The sequence below is a fragment of the Pseudomonas sp. BLCC-B112 genome (genome assembly GCF_028550695.1).
Lineage (GTDB): Bacteria > Pseudomonadota > Gammaproteobacteria > Pseudomonadales > Pseudomonadaceae > Aquipseudomonas > Aquipseudomonas danubii.
Genome location: NZ_JAQQGK010000009.1, coordinates 151,764 through 175,946, shown reverse-complemented (window position 1 = coordinate 175,946; position 24,183 = coordinate 151,764). Strand labels below are relative to the sequence as shown.

Here is a 24,183-nt window from a genome sequence, read left to right as displayed (position 1 = left end):
ACGGGCCGTTCGCAGCCTGCGGCAGCGGCTACACAACCCTCGGCTGCCTTGGGCCTGTAGCCGCTGCCGAGCCATAGCGAGGCTGCGATAAGGTCCGCAGGACCTTGCTTGACGCCCCCCAGACCGCCCATCGCCCCCCCCACAGCCCCCAAGCGCCGAAACAGGGCGCAGCGCCTCAATCAGGTGCAACGGCCACACCCGACATCCCCGGAAACCTGACCCAGGCCCCATAAAACCGCGCCCTCGGCAACTTGGCACAAGCGCTGCATGAGAGCGGACAACAGACATAAAGCCCGGCCTTCAACGACGAAGGCAGGCTTCCCGAGAGAACGGGATCGGACAAAGGCGTCCTCGTCAGGCCACTGACGGGACGCCTTTTTTGTTTGCGCGCAGTTTTTCGAGCCAGGCCGCACTGAACCTGCCTGAGCTCCGGAGAAGCCCATGAAAAGACTCAAACTGGTAATGATCGGCAACGGCATGGCCGGGGTCCGCACCCTGGAAGAGTTGCTCAAACTGAGCGACGAGCTGTACGACATCACCGTGTTCGGCGCCGAACCCCACACCAACTACAACCGCATCCTGCTCTCGCCGGTGCTGGCCGGTGAACAGACGTTCGAGGACATCGTCCTCAACGACCTGGACTGGTACCTGAGCCACAACATCAAGCTGCTGCTCAATCGCAAAGTGGTGGAAATCGACCGGATCAAGCGCCGAGTGATCGCCGAGGACGGCAGCGAAGCCGAGTACGACCGCCTGCTGATCGCCACCGGCTCCACACCCTTTATCCTGCCGATTCCCGGCAAGGACCTGCAGGGGGTGATCGGCTATCGCGACATTGCCGATACCCAGGCGATGATCGACACGGCCAAGACTCACACCCATGCGGTGGTGATCGGCGGCGGCCTGCTGGGCCTGGAAGCTGCCAACGGCCTCAAGCTGCGGGGCATGGACGTGACCGTGGTGCATATCGGCGAATGGCTGCTGGAACGGCAACTGGACCAGACCAGCGGCCAGTTGCTGCAAGGCGCCCTGGAAAGCCGTGGCCTGAAGTTTCGCCTGTGTGAACAGACCCAGGCCCTGATCGATGCCGGCAATGGCCGGGTCGGCTCGGTGCAGTTCAAGAATGGCGAGATCATCCCCGCCGATCTGGTGGTGATGGCCGCCGGCATCCGCCCCAACACCGAGCTGGCGGAACGGGCCGGCCTGCCCTGCAACCGTGGGATTCTGGTCAACGACACCCTGCAAACCTTCGACCCGCGTATCTACGCCATCGGTGAGTGCGCCAGTCACCGCGGTATCGCCTACGGTCTGGTGGCGCCGCTGTTCGAACAGGCCAAGGTTTGCGCCAACCACTTGGCTCAACTGGGCTTTGCCCGCTACCAAGGCTCGGTGACGTCCACCAAGTTGAAGGTCACGGGCATCGATCTGTTTTCCGCCGGGGATTTCATGGGCGGCGACGGCACCGAGACCATCACCCTCTCCGACCCCATTGGCGGGGTCTACAAGAAGCTGGTGATCAAAGACGACGTACTGGTCGGCGCCTGCCTGTACGGCGACACCGCGGACGGCGGCTGGTACTTCCGCCAAATCCGCGAGCAGCAGGCCATCGGCGAGATCCGCGACCACCTGATGTTCGGTGAGAACGCCCTGGGCGACGTCGGCCATCAGGGCCAGGACAAGGCCATGAGCATGGCCGACACTGCCGAGGTCTGCGGCTGCAATGGGGTGTGCAAGGGCACCATCGTCAAGGCCATCCAGGAACAGGGGCTGTTCAGCGTCGACGAGGTCAAGAAGCACACCAAGGCCGCCAGCTCCTGCGGTTCCTGCGCCGGCCTGGTGGAGCAGATCCTGATCAACACCGTGGGCGGCGCGGCGGACGTCAAGCCGAAAAGCGAAAAAGCCATCTGCGCCTGCAGCGACCTGAACCACGGGCAGATCCGTCAGGCGATCCGCGAGCAGCATCTGCTGACCATCGCCGGCACCATGAGCTACCTCAACTGGCGTACCCCCAATGGTTGTGCCACGTGCCGCCCGGCGCTGAACTACTACCTGATCTCCACCTGGCCAGGGGAGGCTCGGGACGATCCGCAATCGCGGCTGATCAACGAACGGGCCCACGCCAACATCCAGAAGGATGGGACCTACTCGGTGGTGCCGCGGATGTGGGGCGGCGTGACCAATCCGTCCGAGCTGCGACGCATCGCCGATGTCGCCGACAAGTACCAGGTGCCCATGGTCAAGGTCACCGGCGGCCAGCGCATCGACCTGCTGGGCATTCGCAAGGAAGACTTGCCCGGAGTCTGGAAAGACCTGGACATGCCCTCCGGCCACGCCTACGGCAAATCCATCCGCACGGTGAAGACCTGTGTCGGCAGCGAGTTCTGCCGCTTCGGCACGCAGAACTCCACCCAGCTGGGAATCGAGCTGGAACACGACCTGTTCAACATGTGGTCACCGCACAAGGTCAAGCTGGCGGTCTCCGGTTGCCCGCGCAACTGCTCGGAAGCCGGGATCAAGGACGTGGGCATCATCGGCGTCGATTCGGGCTGGGAGATGTACATCGGCGGCAACGGCGGGATCAAGACCGAGGTGGCGGAGTTTTTCGTCAAGCTCAAGACCGCCGAAGAAGTCCGCGAATACAACGGCGCCTTCCTCCAGCTGTACCGCGAAGAGGCCTTCTACCTCGAACGCACGGTGCACTACCTGCAACGGGTCGGCCTGGAGCACGTGAAAAAGGCCGTGCTGGAAGACCCGCAACGGCGCAAGGCGCTGAACGAGCGCCTGCAGTTCTCCCTGTCCTTCGAGCAAGACCCGTGGCAGCAGCGCCTGGCCGAGCCGCAGCTGAAAAAAGAGTACGAGTCGATCCCCGTGAAACAACTGGAGGTGCCGGCATGAACTGGCTGGATATCTGCGCCCTGGAAGAGATCAATGCCCTGGGCTCGCGCATCATCAAGGGCCCCAAGGGCGATATCGCGATTTTTCGTACCAGCGACGATCAGGTCTTCGCCCTCGACGATCGCTGTCCGCACAAGGGCGGCCCCCTGTCCCAGGGATTGATCTACGGCAAGCGCGTGGCCTGCCCGCTGCACAACTGGCAGATCGACCTGGAATCCGGCGAAGCCCAGGCCCCGGACACCGGCTGCGCCCATCACCATCCGGCGCGGGTGGCAAGTGGCCGGGTGCAGTTGGCCCTGCGGGATGCCGGCTGATGAAGCCGCAGAGCACGGCCTCGACCTGTTGCTACTGCGGGGTCGGCTGCGGTGTGCTGATCGAGCATGACGGCCGGCAGATCCTCGGGGTCAGCGGCGATCCGGCGCACCCGGCCAACTTCGGCAAGCTGTGCAGCAAGGGCGCCAGCCTGCATTTGACCGGCGACCGCAACGCTCGCGCCCTGTACCCGGAACTGCGCCTGGGCAAGGACCTGGCTCGCAGCCGCTGCGACTGGGACAGCGCCCTGGAGCATGCCGCCGGGGTATTCGCCCAGACCATCGCCGAGCATGGCCCGGACAGCGTGGCGTTCTATGTCTCCGGGCAACTGCTGACCGAGGACTATTACGCCTTCAACAAGCTGGCCCGGGCCCTGGTGGGCACCAACAATATCGACAGCAATTCCCGGCTGTGCATGTCCTCGGCGGTGGTGGGCTACAAGCGCAGCCTGGGGGCCGATGCGCCGCCTTGCAGTTATGAGGACCTGGAGCACAGCGATTGCGTGGTGATCGTCGGCAGTAACATGGCCTACGCCCATCCCGTGCTGTTTCGGCGCCTGGAACACGCGAAAAGCCAGCGTCCGGACATGAAAGTCATCGTCATCGACCCGCGTCGTACCGACACCTGCGATCTGGCCGACCTGCATCTGGCGATTCTGCCGGGCACCGATGTCGCACTGTTCCACGGGATTCTCCACCTGTTGCTGTGGGAGGACTGGGTCGATCGGGACTTCATCCGCGAACACACCGAGGGCCTGGCCGAGCTGAAGCTCCTGGTCCGCGACTACACCCCGGCGATGGTGGCGCAACTCTGCGGTATCAGCCTTGAGCAACTGCAGCTGTGCGCCCAATGGATAGGGACGGCGCCCAGTTTCCTGTCGTTGTGGTGCATGGGCTTGAATCAGTCCAGCGCCGGCAGCGCAAAAAACAGTGCGCTGATCAATCTGCACCTGGCCACCGGGCAAATCGGCCGAAAGGGTGCGGGGCCCTTCTCCCTCACCGGTCAGCCCAATGCCATGGGCGGGCGCGAAACCGGCAGCCTGAGCAACCTGCTCCCCGGGCACCGGGAAGCTGCCGATCCCCAACATCGCGCTGAGGTCGCCGCTTATTGGGGGGTGGAACAGTTGCCAGCCAGCCCCGGACTGAGCGCTATCGAGTTGTTTGAACAGCTGCAAAGCGGTCGCATCAAGGCCTTGTGGATCGCCTGTACCAACCCGGCGCAGTCGCTGCCGGACCAGAACGCGGTGCGTGCGGCCCTGCAGCACTGCCCGTTCGTGGTCCTGCAAGAAGCCTTCGCCACCACGGAAACCGCGACCTTTGCCGACCTGCTGCTACCTGCCGCCAGTTGGGGCGAGAAGGAAGGCACGGTGACCAACTCGGAACGGCGGGTTTCTCATGTGCGTCAGGCGGTAATCGCACCCGGTGAGGCAAGGCCTGATTGGGCCATTACCGTAGATTTCGCCCAACGCCTGGAGCGACGCCTGCGGCCCGGGCAGCCGAGCCTCTTTGACTTCGATTCCCCAGCCCAGCTGTTCGATGAGTACAAAGGCCTGACCCAGGACCGCGATCTGGACCTGTCCGGCCTCAGTCACCAGTTGATCGACCGTCTCGGCCCACAGCAGTGGCCCTTCCCCAGCGGCGCGACACAGGGCACGCCGCGCTTGTATGGGGATGGGCGCTTTCCCACCGCCACTGGCCGTGCGCACTTTGTCTGCGACCCTTACCTGCCCGCCAAGGAACAGCGCGATGCCCGCTTTCCCCTGACCCTGATCACCGGTCGGCTGCGGGACCAATGGCACGGCATGAGCCGCACCGGCACTGCGGCGCAGCTGTTCGGCCATGTCAGCGAAGCACTGCTGAGCCTGCATCCGGACGAACTGCGGCGCCAGCGGCTACGGGAGGGAGATCTGGTCAACCTGAAAAGCCGCCGTGGCAGTGTGATCGTCGCCGTCAGCAGCGATGACAGCGTGCGTCCCGGCCAGGCCTTTGTGCCGATGCACTGGGGGGATCGCTTCCTCAAGGGCGGGATCAATGTCGTCACTCAGCCGGCCTTTGACCCTCTGTCCAAACAGCCGGAACTCAAACACAGCGGCGTGCGCCTGGAGCCGGTGCAACTGCCTTGGCAATTGTTTGCCCTGATCGAAGGCGACGTGCAGGTGCACTTCAGGGCTCTGCGCCCTCTGTGCGAAGCCTTTGCCTATGTCAGCCTCAGCCTGACCGGTCGCGAACGTCCGGCCCTGGTGATTCGAGCCGCTCACCAGGAGGCGCCGCAGCCGGCATTGCTCAAGCTCATCGATCAGCACTTGGGGCTCGAAACTGGGCCGGTACTGGCTTATGACGATCCGCGTCGGGCCATCGGCAAGCGGGTGCGCATCGAACAAGGGCGGATCACCGCGATTCGCCTGGCCGGCGAAACCCTGGCCCAGCACTGGCTTCAGGAACTGTGGCTCGAGGGGCGCGCCGATGAGCAACTACGACGCTGGTTGCTGGCTCCGATGAGCAGTCCGCCGGGGGCCAGCGGCCTGGGCGGGGAACGGGAGCGGACCCTGTGTAACTGCAAGAACCTCAGCTACCGGGCGGTCTGTGCCGGTATCGCTGAAGGCCTGAATCTCGACCAACTGAAACAACAACTGGGTTGCGGTAGCCAATGTGGCTCCTGCGTGCCGGAGATCAAGCGCCTGCTGGCGGCTCCGGTGCAACCTGTCGCCGCCATCCCTGTGTGAGGAAAACGTATGAGCGCAAAAGTCTGGCTGGTAGGTGCAGGGCCTGGAGACCCCGAGCTGTTGACCCTCAAGGCCGTACGCGCCCTTGGCGAAGCCGATGTGGTGTTGATCGATGATCTGGTGAACAGCGCGGTGCTGGACCATTGCCCCACAGCGCGGGTCATCCCGGTGGGCAAGCGCGGTGGCTGTCGCTCCACGCCCCAGGCCTTCATTCATCGCCTGATGCTGCGCTATGCCCGGCAAGGGCGCTGCGTGGTGCGCCTCAAGGGTGGCGATCCATGCATTTTCGGGCGAGGTGGCGAGGAAGCTCAGTGGCTGAAGGAGCGTGGGATCGAGGTGGAGCTGGTCAATGGCATCACCGCCGGGCTGGCGGGTGCAACCCGTTGTGATATTCCCCTGACCCTGCGAGGCGTGGCTCGGGGCGTGACGCTGGTGACCGCCCACACTCAAGATGACAGCAGCCTGAACTGGCAGGCTCTGGCTCAAAGCGGTACGACCCTGGTGATCTACATGGGGGTGGCGAAGCTGGCAGAGATTGCCGGGCACTTGCGTGACGGCGGTCTGGCAGCCGATACGCCGGTGGCGATGATTGAAAATGCCTCGCTGCCTGAACAGCGGCAATGCCGCAGCGATCTGGCGGGGATGGAGCGCGATGCCCTGCGCTTCGAGTTGAAGAGCCCGGCGATCCTGGTGATCGGTGCAGTGGCGGCCACTGAGTCCGCTGTCCAAGCCTCTGCGTGCCAAGCCTGAGTCGCGCCTCTGGGCCAGGTAAATCGCAGACAAAGAAAAACCCGGCCTCGGCCGGGTTTTTCCAAGCTACAAGGCTAATTACTTAGCTTGAGCTTCAACCGATGCTTCTACGCGACGGTTAACTGCGCGACCAGCTTCAGTTGCGTTGTCGGCAACTGGGCGGGACTCACCGTAACCAACGGATTGAACGCGGTTAGCGCCAACGCCGTACTGGTTGACCAGAACTTGTTTAACGGCGTTTGCACGACGCTCAGACAGCTTCTGGTTGTAAGCGTCAGGACCGACGGAGTCAGTGTGACCTTCAACAACGGTGGTGGTCTGTGGGTACTGATTCATGAAATCAGCCAGGTTCTTGATGTCAGCGTAGCTGTTAGGCTTAACGACCGACTTGTCGAAGTCGAACTTAACGTCCAGCTCAACACGAACAACTTCAGCAACTGGAGCTTCTGGAGCTGGCTCAGGAGCTGGAGCTGGAGCAACTGGAGCTGGAGCAACTTTGCCGCCGCTGCCACCGAAGTTCACACCCAGACCGATAGTAGGAGCGTAGTCCCACTTGCCGTTGTCCAGCTTGTAGTCAGCTTCAACGCCGGCACGGGCGAACAGGTTGTCGGTGAAGTAGTACTTAACACCAGCGCCTGCAGTCAGGAAAGTCGACTGGTCGCGGCCGCTGTGACCGTCAGCGATCACGTTGGTCATGCTCTTGTGAGCAACACCGCCGGAAACGTATGGACGCAGAGCGTCACCCACGGTACCAAAGTGGTACTGAGCGTTCAGGCCGAAGTTGTCGCCTTTGATTTTCTGGTTACCAGTACCGTCGTTAGAACGGGTGTGGTTGGTCTTGTCGTAGGTGGCGTTCAACGACAGATCGTCGGTCAGGAAGTAACCGATCGATGCGCCTGGGTTGAAGCCGTCTTCAACGTGATTAACGCTGTCGTTGTACTGTTTTTTGTAAAACAGTTCACCCTCGACCGCGCCTTGGCCTTGCGCCAGAACGCCGAACGAAGTCACGGCAACAATAGAACCAATGGCAATGCCCAAGGTGTTTTTCAGTTTCATCCGTTAAATCCCCATCTGGTGATTGTAAAGCAGTCCCACATACCGGGGGACAACTCGGCGGTAAGTCTATCAGAACTCACCTAGACGTAAGAGATATTTGCGCCGAACTAAGTTTCAGCAATGCCTGCAAATTTCTCACGCAATTTATCAAGAGCACGTTTGTAACGCATTTTTGTAGCACTCAACCCCATGTGCATGATGTCCGCGATCTCCTGAAACTCCAGTTCTGCGACAAATCGTAGCACCAGAATTTCTCGATCAATCGGGTTCACATGCACTAGCCATCGGTCAAGTCCGCCCTTCTCCTCAGGTTTCGGCGCCTTCTCTTCAGAGGCCTCCTCGAGGGGGTCAAGACTTAAAGCGTCCATCAACCGACGCTTGCGCCGCTCCTTGCGATACTGCGTGATGCATTCGTTGTACGTGATGCTATATAGCCATGTCTTGAACTTCGATTTGCCCTCAAAGTTCTTAAGGCCATACAGCACCTTCAACATCACCTCCTGACAGACATCATCCGCATCACGATCGTTCCCTAGATAACGCGCACAAACATTAAATAGGGTCCGCTGATAGCGTCGCATTAACTCTTCATAGGCGCGTGTTACGTGAAACAGCTCCGTATGTGAGCGCGCAACCAACTCCTCATCAGAGAGCTCACGGGGGTCATAGCGCGTGGATAGCGATTGGGTTTTATTCAAAACGAGTCGTGCCGACAGTCAGGTCAATGTCCGCCGCAGCCCAATGAGGGCATTTTGCGGCGGCATACATTAGCAGGGTTTGCCGGGTTAGCGGCTACTTACATGCTGCTCCAGCAGGATCCGATTGGACAGAGAGACTAGCTCACCCTCCTCGGTCAGCAATGTAGTTTTAACCGTGCCGATCTCTTCGATCTGGCCTTCGACCTCACCAACACGTACTTGTTGCCCAACCTGGTACAACTCACGCACATAGATTCCCGCAAGAATCTGTCCGGCAATTTCCCGGCTTCCCAAACCCATCGCCAGCGCAACGGCCAGACCAACGGTAATCAATACGATCACGATCACATGGTTGAGCAGGTCGGTTTTGACCTCCAACTGACTGATCGCAACGGAAATACTGATGATGATCACCAGCCCCTGGGCAATCCGTCCCAGGCCACTGGCGTAATCGAGGCCTACACCTTCCGCCGCTCCGCGCACCAGACCGTTGGCCAATTGCGCCAGCAGAACCCCCACCAACAGCACCAGCGCAGCACCGAAAACCTTCGGCAAATACAGCGCAAGCATGTCGAGCGTAGCCGAAACTCGCTCAAGGCCAAGGGATTCAGCAGCAGAAACCAGAAAAATAAGTAGAACGAACCAATAGACGATCTTGCCGATCAAGGTCGAGATCGGTACTTGCAAGCCCGCGCGGGACAGCAATTTGGTCAAGCCGGTACCGCCCATCAGGCGATCCAGGCCCAGCTTGGCCAGCAATTTCGACAACAGGGTATCCAGCAGCTTGGCCACCACGAAGCCCAGCAACAGCACCACCAGCGCGCCGAACAGGTTCGGAATGAAGTTCGCTACCTTGGTCCACAAGGCAGTCATCGCCGTGACGAGGCTCTGCGTCCAGAGATCAAGTTCCATATTCAATCAGCCTTATCAGCAGTGCGAGCAGAAGATTTACGACGGGAAACCGGCGCGATATGGGCCGATCCGTTATTCAAGGCGATCATCAGCGCCGGCAGCCAGCGGCCCAGCAGGCTGAACAGATCCCCCGCCCCAACCTGGCGGTTGGCGGTTTTCAGTACTCGGCCTAGGCAGGCATCGTCATCGCGGCTCGATGGCGAAGCTTTGAGCATGTCACGCAAAGACTGTTCAAACGGATCGTGCATACGCACCTCGGGTGATGTCTGGAAAAGACGCGATCAGATTTATTCGGGTCACATGACGCATCATCACACCCAGCGCAAACGGCGAAACAACCACCATTGTCCCAGGGCCACCGACACCAGCAGCAGGCAGGCAATGATGAATCCGTAAGGGCTGGCGGAGAACGGAATGCCGCCGACGTTGATCCCCAGAAGACCGGTGAGAAAACTCATGGGCAGGAAGATCCCGGTGATGATCCCGAAGCGATACATGGTTCGATTCATGCGTACGCTCAAGCGACGGTCTTCGGCCTCCAGCACAAGCCCCACGCGCTCTCGAGTCAATTCCAGCTCTTCCAGGTAACGGGTAAGGCTGTTGTGCAGTTCATTCCAATAATCACCATCATCGACGGCGAACCAGGGCAGTTTTATCCGACTCAGTTGGGAGAAAATATCCCGCTGCGGTGCCAGGAAGCGCTTCAGTCCGGCAGCCCGGCGACGGATCTGCAAAATACTCCCATGCTCCGGGGTATACCGTTCGTCGGCATCTAGCTTTTCTTCCTCAGCATCGACCACTTCAGAGAGATCGCTGACCAGATCCTGCACTTTATGGGTCAGGTATTCGGCCATATAGAGGAGGAGCTCGGCGGCGGTTTTCGGCCCCTTGCCCTCGGCCAGCTGCACCAACAGCTCATCGGTGGCCCGCAAAGGCCGCAAGCGCAGAGAAATCACCCGCTGCGCGGACGCAAAGATGCGCACCGAGACCATGTCTTCAGGCTCGGCTCCCGGATTGAGATTGATGCCCCGCAGAAACAGCAGCAGTTCCGACTCCGGCAAGGCCAGCAAGCGCGGCCGGGTATTTTCCTCCAGCAGCAGATCACAGCTGAATTCGCTCAAGCCGCTGGAGCGGCGCAACCAGGTCTGGGTTTGCGGATGACTGCGATCCCAATGCAGCCACAGGCTTTCATGGGCCTGTAGCTGCAGATCGTCAAGCTCAGTCCGGGCTATCGAACGCGCACCACCTTCACCATCCAGCACCAGGGCATGCACCAGCCCCCATTGCGCGTTTTCTTCCTCGAACATCCTCATCCCTTGTCAGGCCAACTACTTATTCAGGCATTTTCAGCGGGCTCGGCGACACGATCACGCCGTTGTTATCGGCGTAGACATACTGGCCCGGACGGAAAGTCACACCGGCAAAGGTCACTGCCACATTGAGATCACCAATGCCACGCTTGTCGGTCTTCATCGGGTGGCTGGCCAGGGCCTGGACACCGAGGTCAGTCTGCGCGATGACATCCACATCGCGGATGCAACCGTAGATCACCAGACCTTCCCAGCCATTTTTCGCCGCCTTCTCGGCCAGCAGGTCGCCCAGCAGCGCGCGACGCAGGGAACCACCGCCATCAACCACCAATACCTTGCCGTGCCCCTTGAGTTCGACTTGCTCCTTGACCAGCGAATTGTCTTCGAAGCACTTGATGGTGACGATTTCCCCACCAAAGGAATCGCGACCACCAAAGTTGCTGAACATGGGCTCAACCACCTGTACCAGGTCCGGGTAGGCGTCGCACAGGTCGGGAGTGAGGTAATGGTTCATCGAGAAACTCCTGTAGCAGAAAGAACACGATCGAAGGTATCGGCAAATTCCAGGGGCTGCCTTGGAAATACGAGCCCAAGCGGCAGATGTTTAACCCACAGTGCCTGAGAAGCTGATCGGCCTGTCGCGTATTTTGCAGCCGCCTCACTGGAACGGAAAGTCGACCCAATAACTGAATGTGACCAAAACAGCACAATGCGTCATATCTTAGCCGCAAGCGTTATCGAGCGAAATGCCCTTCTCAGAGCCCTCGCATCAGACCGCAGCCACCTGCTCGGGCGCTGAAACCAGCAACGGCGTGTGCTGATCCTTGAGCCAGCGCTCCACTAAAGGCCAGACCTCAGTCTGCGCCGGCTTGCTCACCAACATCTCGACATGACCGAAATTGCTACTGAACCCTAGCTCACGCCCCAGGCAGACAAATTGTTTCTGCTCGCTGGCCAACTGATCGAACAACTTGCGACAGGCCCAGGTCGGGTCCTGGTGATCCCCAGTTGCGCTGACCGCCAGCACCGGCACTGAAACCTCCGCTAGCCCCGCCCACCAATCCTTATCGGCATCACCAAAACGACCGAACAAGCCATGCCAGCGCATGCTTTCCAAAGCCAGGCCAATGGGCTCGTCTTCCGGACCGCGCTTGAGCCGGGAACCGGAGAGTTGGGCAAAACGCTTGATGACCAGGCGCCCGCCCCACTCCACCATAGGAATTTTCAGCGGCCAGTAGGTGCGACTGACCTGGGTGCCGAAAAACGCCGCCGAAGCCACCCCCGCATCCCCCAGATACTGCCCACCCAAAGCCGCCGCCAGGGTGGTACCCCCCAGGGAATGGCCAATCCAGTGCGGTATTTGCGCACTTTGCTCACGAACGAAGGCAGCAATCGCCGGCAGATCGTAACGCGCGTAGTCAGCCACCCGATTCTTGCGGTAATCGGCATTGCGTCGCGACAGACCGTGACCGCGCATCTCGGGAATCCACACATCAAAGCCCGCTCGGGCCAGATAGGCCCCGAGGCCAATGCCCTTGGGCGAGTACCAGAAACGCCGGTTGGAAAAACTGCCGTGAAGCAAGACCACAGGCACACCCCGGGCCTCGGGCTCATCGGCCAGCCCCAGGCGGGTCACCGCCAGCTCTACGGAGCTGTCCGGACTGTTGCCGGGTTTCAAGCGATAGACATCTTCGCTGAGGTCGCCTCGACGCTCGGCACTGATCAAGGCGACGGGAAATAGATTGCTGCTGCTTTGCATATTCTTCTTGCACAAAAAAGGGCGGCATCCAGAAGAAGCACGCCCTGCTTGAATCTTCAAGAGCCGGCCAGCCTCACGAGCGACCGACTCTTCGTTCACCGATTACGCCGCGCCCTGGCCTTCAGCCAGGAAGAACCAGGTTTCCAGCACCGAGTCCGGGTTCAACGAAACGCTTTCAATGCCCTGCTCCATCAGCCACTTGGCCAGATCCGGATGGTCCGAAGGCCCCTGGCCGCAAATGCCGATGTACTTGCCAGCCTTGTTACAGGCGGCAATGGCATTGGCCAGCAGTTTCTTGACCGCAGGATTACGCTCGTCGAACAGGTGGGCGATGATCCCGGAGTCGCGGTCCAGGCCCAGGGTCAGCTGGGTCAGGTCGTTGGAACCGATGGAGAAACCATCGAAGTACTCGAGGAACTCATCAGCCAGGATGGCGTTGGATGGCAGTTCGCACATCATGATCACGCGCAGGCCGTTTTCGCCACGCTTGAGGCCGTTTTCAGCCAGCAGATCAACCACTTGGCTGGCTTCGCCCAAGGTACGCACGAACGGCACCATGATTTCGACGTTGGTCAGGCCCATCTCGTTGCGCACGCGTTTCAGCGCGCGGCACTCGAGCTCGAAGCAGTCACGGAAGGATTCGCTGATGTAACGCGAAGCACCGCGGAAGCCCAGCATCGGGTTTTCTTCTTCCGGCTCGTAGAGCTTGCCGCCGATCAGGTTCGCGTATTCGTTGGACTTGAAGTCCGACAGACGCACGATGACCTTCTTCGGCGTGAACGCTGCCGCCAGGGTGCTGATGCCCTCGACCAGCTTGTCGACATAGAAGTCCACCGGATCGTGGTAACCGGCGATGCGCTTGTCGACGCTGTCCTTGATCTCCTGCGGCAGCCCGGCGTAATTCAACAGCGCCTTGGGGTGCACGCCGATCATGCGGTTGATGATGAATTCCAGACGAGCCAGGCCCACGCCGGCATTGGGCAGTTGGGCGAAGTCGAAGGCGCGATCCGGGTTACCGACGTTCATCATGATCTTGAACGGCAGCTCCGGCATGGCATCCACCGAGTTCTTCTTGATGTCAAAGCCCAGTTCGCCTTCAAAGATGAAACCGGTGTCGCCCTCGGCGCAGGAAACGGTCACGCCCTGGCCATCTTTCAGCAGCTCGGTGGCGTTGCCGCAACCGACCACCGCAGGAATACCCAGCTCGCGAGCGATGATCGCCGCGTGGCAGGTACGGCCGCCACGGTTGGTGACAATGGCGCTGGCGCGCTTCATCACCGGTTCCCAGTCCGGGTCGGTCATGTCGGAGACCAGCACGTCACCCGGCTGGACCTTGTCCATCTCGGAAACGTCCTTGATGATCCGCACCTTGCCAGCGCCGATGCGCTGGCCGATGGCGCGACCTTCCACCAGCACGGTGCCGGTTTCCTTGAGCAGGTAGCGCTCCATGACATTGGCCTGGGTGCGGCTCTTCACGGTTTCCGGACGGGCCTGGACGATGTACAGCTTGCCGTCGTCGCCGTCCTTGGCCCATTCGATGTCCATCGGGCACTGGTAGTGCTTCTCGATGATCATCGCCTGCTTGGCCAGCTCGCTGACTTCCGCATCGGTCAGGCAGAAACGCGCGCGATCGGCCGCGTCCACGTCGACGGTCTTCACCGAACGCCCGGCCTTGGCTTCATCGCCGTAAATCATCTTGATCGCCTTGCTGCCCAGGTTGCGGCGCAGAATGGCCGGACGACCGGCTTCAAGGGTGTTCTTGTGGACGTAGAACTCGTCCGGATTGACCGCACCCTGAACCACGGTTTCACCCAGGCCGTAGGCGCCGGTGATGAAGACCACGTCACGGAAGCCCGACTCAGTGTCGAGGGTGAACATCACGCCGGCGGTGCCGGTTTCCGAACGGACCATGCGCTGCACACCCGCAGACAAGGCCACCAGCTTGTGGTCGAAACCCTGGTGCACGCGGTAAGAAATGGCGCGATCGTTGAACAGAGAAGCAAACACTTCCTTGGCCGCGCGAATCACGTTATCCACGCCACGGATGTTGAGGAAGGTTTCCTGCTGGCCGGCGAAGGAGGCGTCAGGCAAGTCTTCAGCGGTAGCCGAGGAACGTACGGCTACGGCGATGTCCGGGTTGCCCGCCGACAAAGCGGCGAAAGCGGTGCGGATTTCGGTGTTCAGGCGCTCGGGAAACTCGGCGTCCATGATCCATTGACGGATCTGCGCGCCGGTCTTGGCCAGGGCGTTGACGTCATCGACATCCAGCGCATCGAGGGCGGCATGGATCTGGTCGTTCAGACCGCTCAACTCAAGAAAATCACGATAAGCCTGAGCTGTCGTGGCGAAGCCACCAGGGACCGATACGCCCGCACCTGCGAGGTTGCTGATCATCTCGCCCAGGGATGCGTTCTTGCCCCCCACATGCTCAACATCGTGTTTGCCGAGCTTATCGAGGGAAACTACGTACTCTACCAAGGTGATCTCTCCACTAACTGTGTTGGAAAAGCTCAGAAGCCGGCTGCTCTTTGGAGCGTTTGCCCGCTATATGGCCTGGACCTGGAAAATAAGTGAGAATGCGGGCCATTCCCGGCCGACAAATCGCGCCTATCATATCCAAGAATCGTCACTAGCTTAAGGCCCAAGCCGCAAATGAAACGATCTGCTTTCTTTATCTCCGACGGTACCGGCATCACAGCGGAAACCCTCGGCCAGAGCCTGTTGGCGCAGTTCGAAAACGTTACCTTCAGCAAATTCACGCGGCCGTATATCGACAGCATGGAAAAAGCGCGGGCCATGGTACAGCAAATCAATATAGCCGCCGAAAAAGACGGCTATCGGCCGATTATCTTCGACACCATCGTCAATCAGGACATTCGTGAGATCCTCGCCACCTCCAATGGTTTCATGATCGACATCTTCTCGACCTTCCTCGCCCCCCTGGAACAGGAGCTCAGCGAGCACTCTTCCTACTCCGTCGGCAAGTCCCATTCCATTGGCCACAACTCCAACTACATGGAGCGGATCGAGGCGGTGAACTTCGCCCTGGACAACGACGACGGTGCCCGCACTCACTATTACGACAAGGCCGACCTGATCCTGGTGGGCGTGTCGCGCTGCGGCAAGACCCCAACCTGCCTGTACATGGCCATGCAATTCGGCATCCGTGCGGCCAACTACCCGCTGACCGAAGAAGACATGGAGCGCCTGCAACTGCCCAACGCCCTGCGCGCCCACAAGCACAAGCTGTTCGGCCTGACCATCGACCCGGACCGCCTCACCGCGATCCGCAACGAGCGTAAGCCCAACAGTCGCTATTCCAGCTACGCCCAGTGCGAGTTCGAAGTGCGTGAGGTGGAAAACCTGTTCCGCCGCGAAAACATTCCCCACATCAACTCCACGCATTTCTCGGTGGAAGAGATCTCGGCCAAGATCCTCGTGGAAAAAGGCGTGGAACGGCGCTTCAAGTAAGCATCGACGCCACTTCAGCCGATCCGATGTGGCAAGCACGCGCCCTTGCCACATCCACACCGCCTTCAGCGTCTCACCACCCCGGCAATCCAGGCTCCTGGCTTAACGCCGCAGCCAGCGCAGCAAAACCCTCAGTCAGTTTCCGATCATCGGCAGTGGTATTGCAGACACTGGCACGAATGAACTGCGGCACCCCTGCCTGGCCTACGGCAAAGGCCTCGGCCGTGGCCACCAGATAGTGCTGCTGCTTCAGATGCGCTTCGATCTCCGAGGCCCGCCAGGGCTCGGGAACCTGAATCCAGAAATGCGGGCATGCCTGCGGACTGCGCCACTCCAACCCTTGCAGCAAACCCGCCACTAGCCCCTTGCGACGAGTGATCTCGGCCATTTGCTGCTGACGCAGGCGTTCGGCAATGCCGTCGTCGATCCACCCGGCAGCCAGCTCCAGGGCTAACGGCGTGGCCATCCAGCAGGTTGCCCGCAGCGCTGCGGCCAATCGTCCCACCAGAGGCTGCGGCCCATGCACGAAGCCGACCCGCAACCCAGCCGCCACAGCCTTGCTCAGGCTGCTGATCAGCACCGTGCGCTCCGGGGCAAAATGCGCCAACGGCGCCGGGCGCCGATCCATCAGCACGGCATGGGTTTCGTCTTCAAGAATCAACAGATTGTGTCGCCGACAGACCTCGGCAATGGCCTCCCGCCGCGTCGGGGACTGCACCGCCGTGCTGGGATTCTGCAAGGTCGGCGTGCAATACAAGGCCGCCAGCCGGTGATGCCGGCACGCCTCCTCCAGCGCCTCGGGCAACAGCCCCTGCTCATCCATGGGCAACCCCAGCAACTTGATCCCCAGCATCCGTGCAGTGCTGATCAGACCCGGATAGGTCAGGTGTTCGGTAGCCAGGGTATCCCCGGCCTTGAGCAGCGCCAGCAAGGCGACATGCAAGCCGTGCTGCGCCCCGTTGACGCAAATGACCTGCTGGGGATCAACCTGCAATCCCTCTTGGCTCAACCAGCGGGCGCCGGCCTCGCGATAGCGCGCCAGCCCGGCTTCCGGGCTGTAGCGAGCCACCTCCAGCAACCCCTGGGGATCTTCCGCCAGCGCCCGCAGGCTCTGGGCGATGTAACGACTCTCCGAACCGGGGATATGGGTATTGCGACTCATGTCGAACAGCGCGGGCGACTCGTCTCCGACAGTGCGGAACCCCGAATCACGCTGACGCTGCAAACCGTCCTGGCGCACATAAGTGCCATCACCGACTCGCGCCACCACCTGCCCCAGGCGCTCCAGCTCGGCATAGGCACGGCTGATGGTGCCGATGGTCACGCCCAGTTGATCGGCCAGCAGCCGGTGGGGAGACAGTTTGCTACCGGGCGCCAGCAGGCCTTGCTCAATGCCCTGGTCCAGGGCCTCTGCCAGCCGCTTGTACTTGGGCCCCGAGCCCTCCTGCAACGCGGAACGCAACATTGACACCATGTCAATACTTACTTTGACAGCCATCATTTACCCCAATAACGTGCTTTACAGGTTCAATCACCGGAAATGACTCGCCAAATATAGGGGTCAATTGCCAATCACGAAAGGAATGTCAGTGTGAACACCCTCACGGCAGCACCTACCACGCCTGTGCCATCGCGCCAGTGGCTCGCCACGCTGGTGACCTGCACCCTGTTCCTGATTGTCTGCCTGAGCTGGGGCACCACCTGGCTGGGCATCAAGATTGCCGTGGAGAGCGTGCCGCCGCTGACCGCCGCCGGGCTGCGCTTTCTGATCGCCTTCCCGCTGTTCGCCTGCTTTGCCTGGCTGCGCCGCGAACCACTGATGTTTCCCAAAGGCAGCCGGGGTTTCTTGCTGTTCGTCACCTTGTGCTACTTCAGCCTGCCCTACACCTTGCTCAACTACGGCGAGGTCCACGTCTCCTCGGGCCTGACCGCGCTGCTGTTCAGCTGCATGCCGGTGTTCATCCTGATTTTTTCCGCCTTGCTGTTGCGCGAGAAGATTCATCTGGCACAACTGCTGGGCATCGCTGTCGGCTTCGCCAGCCTGTTCCAGATCATCCGCGGCCAGGGCCTGCTCAGCGATCACAACGAACTGTCGGGGGTACTGGCGATTCTCGGCGCGGCGCTGCTGCATGCACTGTGCTACGTGGTCACCAAGAAACACGGCAGCGCCATCAGTGTCATCACCTACAACACCTTGCCAATCGGCATCGCCGGTTTGCTGCTGTGCCTGGCGGGGCTGGGGATTGAGCAACCGGACTTTGCCGCCATCAGCCCGCGCTCCTGGGGCGCCTTGCTGTATCTGGGGCTGGCCGCTTCGGTGGGCGGGTTCATTGTCTACTTCTTCCTGCTCAAGCGACTGAACCCGGTGATCCTGTCCTTCGTGTTCATCATTTTCCCGGTGTTCGCGGTGATCATCGGCGCCTGGTACGAAGGACAGAGCCTGTCCCGGGACTTGTTGCTGTACTCCGCCACCCTGCTCGGCGGCTTTGCCATCACCAAATTGCCATTGGATAAATGGCTGTCCAGAACACCTGCCCAAGACTAAAGGAACTCAGTAGCGGCGAGTTTGCTCACCAACCCCATCGGAACGCCGGGTTCGCCCGGCGAACCGGTGTCATCACTGACATTCATCGCGAGCAAACTCGTCCCTACAAAGGGAGAAGGTTGCCTCAGATCACCAGCAAATCGACGAACCTATGCACCGGTGTTGCCTCCAGGCGCGCCGGGTCCTTGCACAGTTGGAAAATCTGCGTCGAACGCTGGGCGGTGAAGCGCGTGGCCAGATTGGCCTTGAACTTGTCCTCCAGCAATGGAATGCCTTCGGCGCGGCGACGACGGTGACCGATGGGATATTCCACCGCCACCTGCTCGGTACTGGAGCCGTCCTTGAAGAACACCTGCACGGCATTGGCGATGGAGCGCTTGTCGGCCTCCAGGTATTCACGGGTGTAACGCGGGTCTTCGACGATCTCCATCTTGCCCCGCAACTGATCGATGATCGGATGCGCTGCGTGGAAATCATCTTCGTAGTGCTCGGCCACCAAGGTGCCGAACGCCAGGGGCACAGCGGTCATGTATTGCAGGCAATGATCACGATCGGCGGCATTGGCCAAGGGGCCGACCTTGGAAATGATGCGGATCGCCGATTCATGGGTGGTGATGACGATCCGGTCGATCTCGGGCAAGCGATTGCGCACCAGGGGATGCAAAGTCACCGCCGCTTCACAGGCGGTCTGCGCATGGAACTCCGCTGGGAAGCTGATCTTGAACAGGACGTTTTCCATCACGTAACTGGCGTACTTCTGCGACAGGCTGAAACAGCGCTGCGCCTCGGGCTTCAACGCCAGGTCCTTGTTGGTGTGACTGAACAGCACGTCATAGAAGCCCCATTGCGGCGCCGTCAGGACACCGGGAATCCCCATCTCGCCACGCAGGGCGATGTCCGCCAGACGCACCCCACGGCTTGAAGCATCGCCCGCCGCCCAGGATTTGCGTGAACCGGCATTCGGCGCATGACGGTAGGTGCGCAGCGCCTGACCGTCGACAAAGGCATGGGACAGCGCCGCCAGCAACTGCTCGCGGTTGGCGCCCATCAACTTGGCGCAGACCGCTGTGGAGGCAACCTTTACCAACAGCACATGATCGAGACCGACCCGGTTGAAGGAGTTTTCCAGGGCAATCACTCCCTGGATCTCATGGGCCATGACCATCGCTCGCAACACATCGCCCATGGTCAACGGCGCTTCACCATTGGCCACACGCTTTTGCGAGAGATGGTCGGCCACCGCGAGAATGCCGCCGAGGTTGTCCGAGGGATGCCCCCATTCGGCCGCCAGCCAGGTGTCGTTGTAATCCAGCCAACGCACGATGCAGCCGATGTCCCAGGCCGCCTTCACCGGGTCCAGGCGATAGCTGGTGCCGGGAACCCGGGCACCGAAGGGCACCACCGTGCCTTCGACGATCGGTCCCAGGTGCTTGGTGCATTCAGGGAAACGCAGGGCCAGCAAGCCGCAGCCCAAGGTATCCATCAGGCAATTGCGGGCGGTATCGAGGGCTTCCCGGGAGTCGATGACGTAGTTCAGGACATAGTCGGCAATGTCCTGCAAAACCGGGTCGTAATCGGGACGGTTGTTCAGGTCAACGTTGGCGCTCATGAGTGCTTCACTCCTGTTGCAAGGTTGTGGGTGGCGGTGATTCCTCAGGTACAGGTCAATAACGGCATCGCAGGTCTGCGCCTGCTCAGCGATTCAATAACAACATCACGACTGGCGGTGGTGGCGAGGGAGCAAGCCCCACCGCCACGCCAGCGTGGCTCTGCTTAGAAACTGTCGCCAGGCACTCGCACCCAGCCTTCCATCAGTACTCGGGCGCTGCGGCTCATGATGGCCTTGACCACCGTCCAGTCACCGCCGCTTTGAGTGGCTTCGGCGCCGACGCGCAAGGTGCCCGAAGGGTGACCAAAACGTACCGCGCTGCGCGCGCCGCCACCGGCCGCCAGATTGACCAGGGTCCCGGGAATCGCCGCCGCGGTGCCGATGGCCACCGCGGCGGTGCCCATCATCGCGTGATGCAGCTTGCCCATGGACATGGCCCGCACCAGCAGGTCGACGTCACCGGCCTTGATCGCCTTGCCGCTGGAAGCCTGGTAATCCGCCGGCGGCGCCACAAAGGCCACTTTCGGCGTGTGCTGACGCTGGGCGGCTTGGTCCAGGTGCTGAATCAGGCCCATGCGCAGGGCGCCGTGGGCGCGGATGGTCTCGAACATCGCCAGGGCCTTGGGGTCGCCATTGATGTCGCCCTGCAGCTCGGTGCCGCGATAACCGATGTCCGCCGCGTTGACGAAGATCGTCGGAATCCCGGCATTGATCAAAGTCGCCTTGAAGGTGCCGACACCGGGGACTTCCAAGTCGTCCACCAGGTTGCCGGTGGGGAACATCGAACCACCGGCGCCCTCTTCCTCGGCCGCCGGATCGAGGAATTCCAGCTGCACTTCGGCCGCCGGGAAGGTCACGCCGTCGAGCTCGAAATCACCGGTTTCCTGAACCTCGCCGTTGGTGATCGGCACGTGGGCGATGATGCTCTTGCCGATATTGGCCTGCCAGATACGCACCACCGCCACGCCGTTCTGCGGAATGCGCGCCGGGTCCACCAGGCCGCTGCTGACGGCGAAGGAGCCCACCGCCGCCGAGAGGTTGCCGCAGTTGCCGCTCCAGTCGACGAAGGCCTTGTCGATGGCCACCTGGCCGAACAGGTAGTCGACGTCGTGATCGGCCTTGATGCTCTTGGACAGAATCACCGTCTTGCTGGTGCTGGAGGTGGCACCGCCCATGCCGTCGATCTGCTTGTCATAGGGATCGGGGCTGCCGATCACCCGCAGCAGCAGGGCATCGCGGGCCGCGCCCGGCAACTGCGCGGCCTCGGGCAGGTCCTTGAGGTTGAAGAACACACCCTTGCTGGTGCCGCCACGCATGTAGGTGGCCGGAATCTTGATTTGCGCTACAAATGCCATGGATTTCTGGTCCTGATAAAGACCGGGGGCGGCGCCTTGCAGCCCGCCCCCGGTACGTCATTTAGCTGGCGACTGCCGATTCCAGGAAGTCCTGGGCGAAGCGTTGCAGCACCCCGCCCGCCTCGTAGATCGACACCTCTTCGGCGGTGTCGAGGCGGCAGGTTACCGGCACCTCCAACCGCTCGCCGTTGCGGCGGTTGATCACCAGGGTCAACTGCGCCCGTGGCGTGCGTTCGCCGATCACGTCGTAGGTTTCGGTGCCATCGATGCCCAGGGTCTTGCGGTCGGTGCCCGCCAGGAACTCCAGGGGCAGCACGCCCATGCCCACCAGGTTGGTGCGGTGGATGCGCTCGAAGCCTTCGGCGACGATCGCCTCCACACCCGCCAGGCGCACGCCCTTGGCCGCCCAGTCGCGGGACGAGCCCTGGCCATAGTCGGCGCCGGCAATGATGATCAGCGGCTGCTTGCGCTGCATGTAGGTTTCGATGGCTTCCCACATCCGTGTCACCTTGCCTTCCGGCTCGATGCGCGCCAGGGAACCCTGCTTGACCTTGCCGTTTTCCTCGACCATTTCGTTGAACAGTTTCGGGTTGGCAAAGGTCGCGCGCTGAGCGGTCAGGTGGTCGCCACGGTGGGTCGCGTAGGAGTTGAAGTCCTCTTCCGGCAGGCCCATTTTCGCCAGGTACTCACCGGCCGCACTGTCGAGCATGATGGCGTTGGACGGCGACAGGTGGTCGGTGGTGATGTTGTCCGGCAGCACCGCCAGCGGGCGCATGCCCTTGAGGCTGCGCTCCCCGGCCAGGGCCCCTTCCCAGTAAGGCGGACGGCGGATGTAAGTGCTCTGCGGACGCCAGTCGTACAGCGGCTCGACTTTCGGGCCGGTGTCTTCGTGGATGGCGAACATCGGGATGTAGACCTTGCGGAACTGCTCCGGCTTCACCGCGGCCTTGACCACGGCGTCGATTTCTTCGTCGCTCGGCCAGATGTCCTTGAGGCGGATTTCCCGGCCGTTGGGGTCCAGGCCCAGCACGTCCTTCTCGATATCGAAACGGATGGTGCCGGCAATCGCGTAGGCCACCACCAGCGGCGGCGAAGCCAGGAACGCCTGCTTGGCATAGGGGTGGATACGCCCGTCGAAGTTGCGGTTACCCGAGAGCACGGCGGTGGCGTACAGGTCGCGATCAATGATCTCTTTCTGGATCACCGGGTCCAAGGCGCCGGACATGCCGTTGCAAGTGGTGCAGGCAAAAGCCACCACGCCAAAGCCCAGCTGTTCCAGTTCATGGCCCAGGCCGGCTTCTTCCAGGTACATGGCCACGGTTTTCGAACCCGGAGCCAGGGACGATTTGACCCACGGCTTGCGGGTCAGCCCCAGCTTGTTGGCATTGCGCGCCAGCAGGCCGGCAGCAATCACGTTGCGCGGGTTGCTGGTGTTGGTGCAACTGGTGATGGCGGCGATGATCACCGCGCCGTCGGGCATCTGCCCCGGCACTTCGGACCACTGCCCGGCGATGCCCTTGGCCGCCAGGTCGCTGGTGGCGACCCGCGCGTGGGGGTTGCTCGGCCCGGCCATGTTGCGCACCACCGACGACAGGTCGAACTGCAGGCCGCGCTCGTAACGCGCGCTCTTCAGGCTGTCGGCCCACAGGCCAGTGTGCTTGGCGTAGCTCTCTACCAGACGCACTTGTTCGTCTTCACGACCGGTGAGCTTGAGGTAGTCGATGGTCTGCTGGTCGATGTAGAACATCGCCGCGGTGGCACCGTATTCCGGGGCCATGTTGGAGATGGTGGCGCGGTCGCCCAGGGTCAGTGCCGCGGCGCCTGCGCCGAAGAACTCCAGCCAGGCACCCACCACTTTCTGTTTGCGCAGGAACTCGGTCAGCGCCAGCACCATGTCGGTGGCGGTGATCCCGGGCTGCAACTTGCCAGTGAGCTCGACACCGATGATTTCCGGCAAGCGCATCCACGAAGCGCGACCGAGCATGACGTTCTCGGCTTCCAGGCCGCCCACGCCGATGGCGATCACCCCCAGGGCATCCACGTGCGGGGTGTGGCTGTCGGTGCCGACGCAGGTATCAGGGAAGGCCACCCCGTCGCGCACCTGGATCACCGGGGACATTTTCTCCAGGTTGATCTGGTGCATGATGCCGTTGCCCGGCGGGATCACGTCGACGTTCTTGAAGGCTTTTTTGGTCCAGTTGATGAAGTGGAAACGGTCTTCGTTGCGCCGGTCTTCGATGGCGCGGTTCTTGTCGAAGGCGTCCGGATCGAAGCCGCCGCACTCCACGGCCAGGGAGTGGTCGACGATCAACTGGGTCGGCACTACCGGGTTGACCAGCGCCGGATCACCGCCCTGGTCGGCGATGGCGTCGCGTAGGCCGGCCAGGTCCACCAACGCAGTCTGGCCAAGGATGTCATGGCACACCACGCGGGCTGGGAACCAGGGAAAGTCCAGGTCGTCACGACGTTCGATCAACTGGCCCAGGGACGCCTTGAGGGTCGCCGGATCACAGCGACGCACCAGGTTCTCCGCCAGCACGCGGGAGGTATAGGGCAGGCTGTCGTAAGCGCCTGGCTGAAGCGCATCGACCGCCGCGCGGGCGTCGAAGTAGTCCAGCTGGCTGCCGGGCAGCGTCTTGCGAAATTCAGTGTTCATGGTCAGGGGACTCGATCACGGTAGTTTCAAAGGGAGCGCCTGGCACCGTGTTGAATGGACCTCTATCCCTTGTCGGAGCGAGCTTGCTCGCGATGACTGAAGCAGATCCGACATGGCTGTCGGCTGATCCATC

General features: G+C 61.4%; 18 protein-coding genes. 6 read left to right on the top strand and 12 right to left on the bottom strand.

Features of this window, described 5'->3' with window-relative positions; all coding sequences use genetic code 11:
- Positions 1-441: 441 nt before the first annotated feature.
- Genes nirB through cobA form a run of 4 tightly spaced genes read left to right on the top strand, consistent with a single transcriptional unit; the run spans position 442 to position 6,679 of the window.
- Positions 442-2,895: a nitrite reductase large subunit NirB gene (nirB, locus tag PQT43_RS23390; RefSeq protein WP_272754732.1), complete on the top strand. Its 2,454-nt coding sequence runs from the start codon at positions 442-444 to the stop codon at positions 2,893-2,895.
- Positions 2,892-3,209, top strand: coding sequence for a nitrite reductase small subunit NirD (gene nirD / locus PQT43_RS23385; RefSeq protein WP_102863844.1), 318 nt, complete (start codon positions 2,892-2,894; stop codon positions 3,207-3,209). The genes nirB and nirD overlap by 4 nt, the downstream gene beginning before the upstream one ends.
- On the top strand, positions 3,209-5,929 hold the full coding sequence (locus PQT43_RS23380) for a nitrate reductase (RefSeq protein WP_272754729.1): 2,721 nt from the start codon (positions 3,209-3,211) through the stop codon (positions 5,927-5,929). Before nirD ends, PQT43_RS23380 begins: the two co-directional genes overlap by 1 nt.
- 9 nt (positions 5,930-5,938) lie before the next feature.
- Complete coding sequence (cobA, locus tag PQT43_RS23375; protein ID WP_272754727.1) at positions 5,939-6,679, top strand: uroporphyrinogen-III C-methyltransferase; 741 nt, start codon at positions 5,939-5,941, stop codon at positions 6,677-6,679.
- A 78-nt stretch (positions 6,680-6,757) separates the two neighbouring features.
- On the opposite strand, the gene PQT43_RS23370 is transcribed toward cobA, so the two are convergent.
- The 8 genes from PQT43_RS23370 to ppsA all read right to left on the bottom strand — a co-directional run bounded on the left by PQT43_RS23370 (position 6,758) and on the right by ppsA (position 14,892).
- Positions 6,758-7,735 carry an OmpA family protein gene (locus tag PQT43_RS23370; RefSeq protein ID WP_025128772.1) on the bottom strand — a complete coding sequence of 326 codons (978 nt, stop codon included), beginning with the start codon at positions 7,733-7,735 and terminating at the stop codon, positions 6,758-6,760.
- Positions 7,736-7,842: 107 nt separating this feature from the next.
- Positions 7,843-8,433 carry an RNA polymerase sigma factor SigX gene (sigX, locus tag PQT43_RS23365; protein ID WP_011060195.1) on the bottom strand — a complete coding sequence of 197 codons (591 nt, stop codon included), beginning with the start codon at positions 8,431-8,433 and terminating at the stop codon, positions 7,843-7,845.
- Between the two features lie 87 nt (positions 8,434-8,520).
- Positions 8,521-9,345 (bottom strand): mechanosensitive ion channel family protein, encoded by an 825-nt coding sequence (locus PQT43_RS23360; protein WP_016964357.1) that lies wholly within the window; start codon positions 9,343-9,345, stop codon positions 8,521-8,523.
- A gap of 2 nt (positions 9,346-9,347) precedes the next feature.
- Positions 9,348-9,593 carry a hypothetical protein gene (locus tag PQT43_RS23355; RefSeq protein WP_011060193.1) on the bottom strand — a complete coding sequence of 82 codons (246 nt, stop codon included), beginning with the start codon at positions 9,591-9,593 and terminating at the stop codon, positions 9,348-9,350.
- A gap of 63 nt (positions 9,594-9,656) precedes the next feature.
- Complete coding sequence (locus PQT43_RS23350) at positions 9,657-10,652, bottom strand: zinc transporter ZntB (protein WP_102863847.1); 996 nt, start codon at positions 10,650-10,652, stop codon at positions 9,657-9,659.
- A 25-nt stretch (positions 10,653-10,677) separates the two neighbouring features.
- Entirely contained in the window at positions 10,678-11,169 is a 492-nt protein-coding gene (gene rraA / locus PQT43_RS23345) for a ribonuclease E activity regulator RraA (protein ID WP_102863848.1), read from the bottom strand.
- Between the two features lie 255 nt (positions 11,170-11,424).
- The gene (locus PQT43_RS23340) at positions 11,425-12,414 is read right to left on the bottom strand and encodes an alpha/beta fold hydrolase (RefSeq protein WP_102878971.1); all 990 of its coding nucleotides are present in this window, start codon (positions 12,412-12,414) and stop codon (positions 11,425-11,427) included.
- A gap of 102 nt (positions 12,415-12,516) precedes the next feature.
- A complete protein-coding gene (ppsA, locus tag PQT43_RS23335; protein WP_253084498.1) occupies positions 12,517-14,892 on the bottom strand; it encodes a phosphoenolpyruvate synthase in 2,376 nt (791 codons plus the stop codon).
- 174 nt (positions 14,893-15,066) lie between these two features.
- On the opposite strand from ppsA, the gene ppsR reads away from it, so the two are divergent.
- Positions 15,067-15,885 carry a posphoenolpyruvate synthetase regulatory kinase/phosphorylase PpsR gene (gene ppsR / locus PQT43_RS23330; protein ID WP_102863851.1) on the top strand — a complete coding sequence of 273 codons (819 nt, stop codon included), beginning with the start codon at positions 15,067-15,069 and terminating at the stop codon, positions 15,883-15,885.
- A 73-nt stretch (positions 15,886-15,958) separates the two neighbouring features.
- Here ppsR and PQT43_RS23325 read toward each other — a convergent pair whose 3' ends face one another.
- Entirely contained in the window at positions 15,959-17,383 is a 1,425-nt protein-coding gene (locus tag PQT43_RS23325; protein ID WP_253084497.1) for an aminotransferase-like domain-containing protein, read from the bottom strand.
- 93 nt (positions 17,384-17,476) lie between these two features.
- Here PQT43_RS23325 and PQT43_RS23320 point away from each other — a divergent pair, with 93 nt between their 5' ends.
- On the top strand, positions 17,477-18,430 hold the full coding sequence (locus PQT43_RS23320; protein ID WP_272754721.1) for a DMT family transporter: 954 nt from the start codon (positions 17,477-17,479) through the stop codon (positions 18,428-18,430).
- 124 nt (positions 18,431-18,554) lie between these two features.
- Here the strand turns inward: PQT43_RS23320 and prpD are convergent, their stop codons facing one another.
- The 3 genes from prpD to acnD all read right to left on the bottom strand — a co-directional run bounded on the left by prpD (position 18,555) and on the right by acnD (position 24,050).
- Complete coding sequence (prpD, locus tag PQT43_RS23315) at positions 18,555-20,039, bottom strand: 2-methylcitrate dehydratase (protein ID WP_272754720.1); 1,485 nt, start codon at positions 20,037-20,039, stop codon at positions 18,555-18,557.
- A 164-nt stretch (positions 20,040-20,203) separates the two neighbouring features.
- Positions 20,204-21,394, bottom strand: coding sequence for a 2-methylaconitate cis-trans isomerase PrpF (prpF, locus tag PQT43_RS23310; RefSeq protein WP_272754719.1), 1,191 nt, complete (start codon positions 21,392-21,394; stop codon positions 20,204-20,206).
- A gap of 61 nt (positions 21,395-21,455) precedes the next feature.
- Entirely contained in the window at positions 21,456-24,050 is a 2,595-nt protein-coding gene (gene acnD, locus PQT43_RS23305; protein ID WP_272754718.1) for a Fe/S-dependent 2-methylisocitrate dehydratase AcnD, read from the bottom strand.
- Positions 24,051-24,183: the final 133 nt, after the last annotated feature.

Coding starts and splice junctions, on each gene's coding strand:
- nirB (WP_272754732.1), top strand. CDS start 442: ATGAAAAGACTCAAACTGGTAATGATCGGCAACGGCATGGCCGGGGTC.
- nirD (WP_102863844.1), top strand. CDS start 2,892: ATGAACTGGCTGGATATCTGCGCCCTGGAAGAGATCAATGCCCTGGGC.
- PQT43_RS23380 (WP_272754729.1), top strand. CDS start 3,209: ATGAAGCCGCAGAGCACGGCCTCGACCTGTTGCTACTGCGGGGTCGGC.
- cobA (WP_272754727.1), top strand. CDS start 5,939: ATGAGCGCAAAAGTCTGGCTGGTAGGTGCAGGGCCTGGAGACCCCGAG.
- PQT43_RS23370 (WP_025128772.1), bottom strand. CDS start 7,735: ATGAAACTGAAAAACACCTTGGGCATTGCCATTGGTTCTATTGTTGCC.
- PQT43_RS23360 (WP_016964357.1), bottom strand. CDS start 9,345: ATGGAACTTGATCTCTGGACGCAGAGCCTCGTCACGGCGATGACTGCC.
- PQT43_RS23355 (WP_011060193.1), bottom strand. CDS start 9,593: ATGCACGATCCGTTTGAACAGTCTTTGCGTGACATGCTCAAAGCTTCG.
- PQT43_RS23350 (WP_102863847.1), bottom strand. CDS start 10,652: ATGTTCGAGGAAGAAAACGCGCAATGGGGGCTGGTGCATGCCCTGGTG.
- rraA (WP_102863848.1), bottom strand. CDS start 11,169: ATGAACCATTACCTCACTCCCGACCTGTGCGACGCCTACCCGGACCTG.
- PQT43_RS23340 (WP_102878971.1), bottom strand. CDS start 12,414: ATGCAAAGCAGCAGCAATCTATTTCCCGTCGCCTTGATCAGTGCCGAG.
- ppsR (WP_102863851.1), top strand. CDS start 15,067: ATGAAACGATCTGCTTTCTTTATCTCCGACGGTACCGGCATCACAGCG.
- PQT43_RS23325 (WP_253084497.1), bottom strand. CDS start 17,383: ATGGCTGTCAAAGTAAGTATTGACATGGTGTCAATGTTGCGTTCCGCG.
- prpD (WP_272754720.1), bottom strand. CDS start 20,039: ATGAGCGCCAACGTTGACCTGAACAACCGTCCCGATTACGACCCGGTT.
- prpF (WP_272754719.1), bottom strand. CDS start 21,394: ATGGCATTTGTAGCGCAAATCAAGATTCCGGCCACCTACATGCGTGGC.
- acnD (WP_272754718.1), bottom strand. CDS start 24,050: ATGAACACTGAATTTCGCAAGACGCTGCCCGGCAGCCAGCTGGACTAC.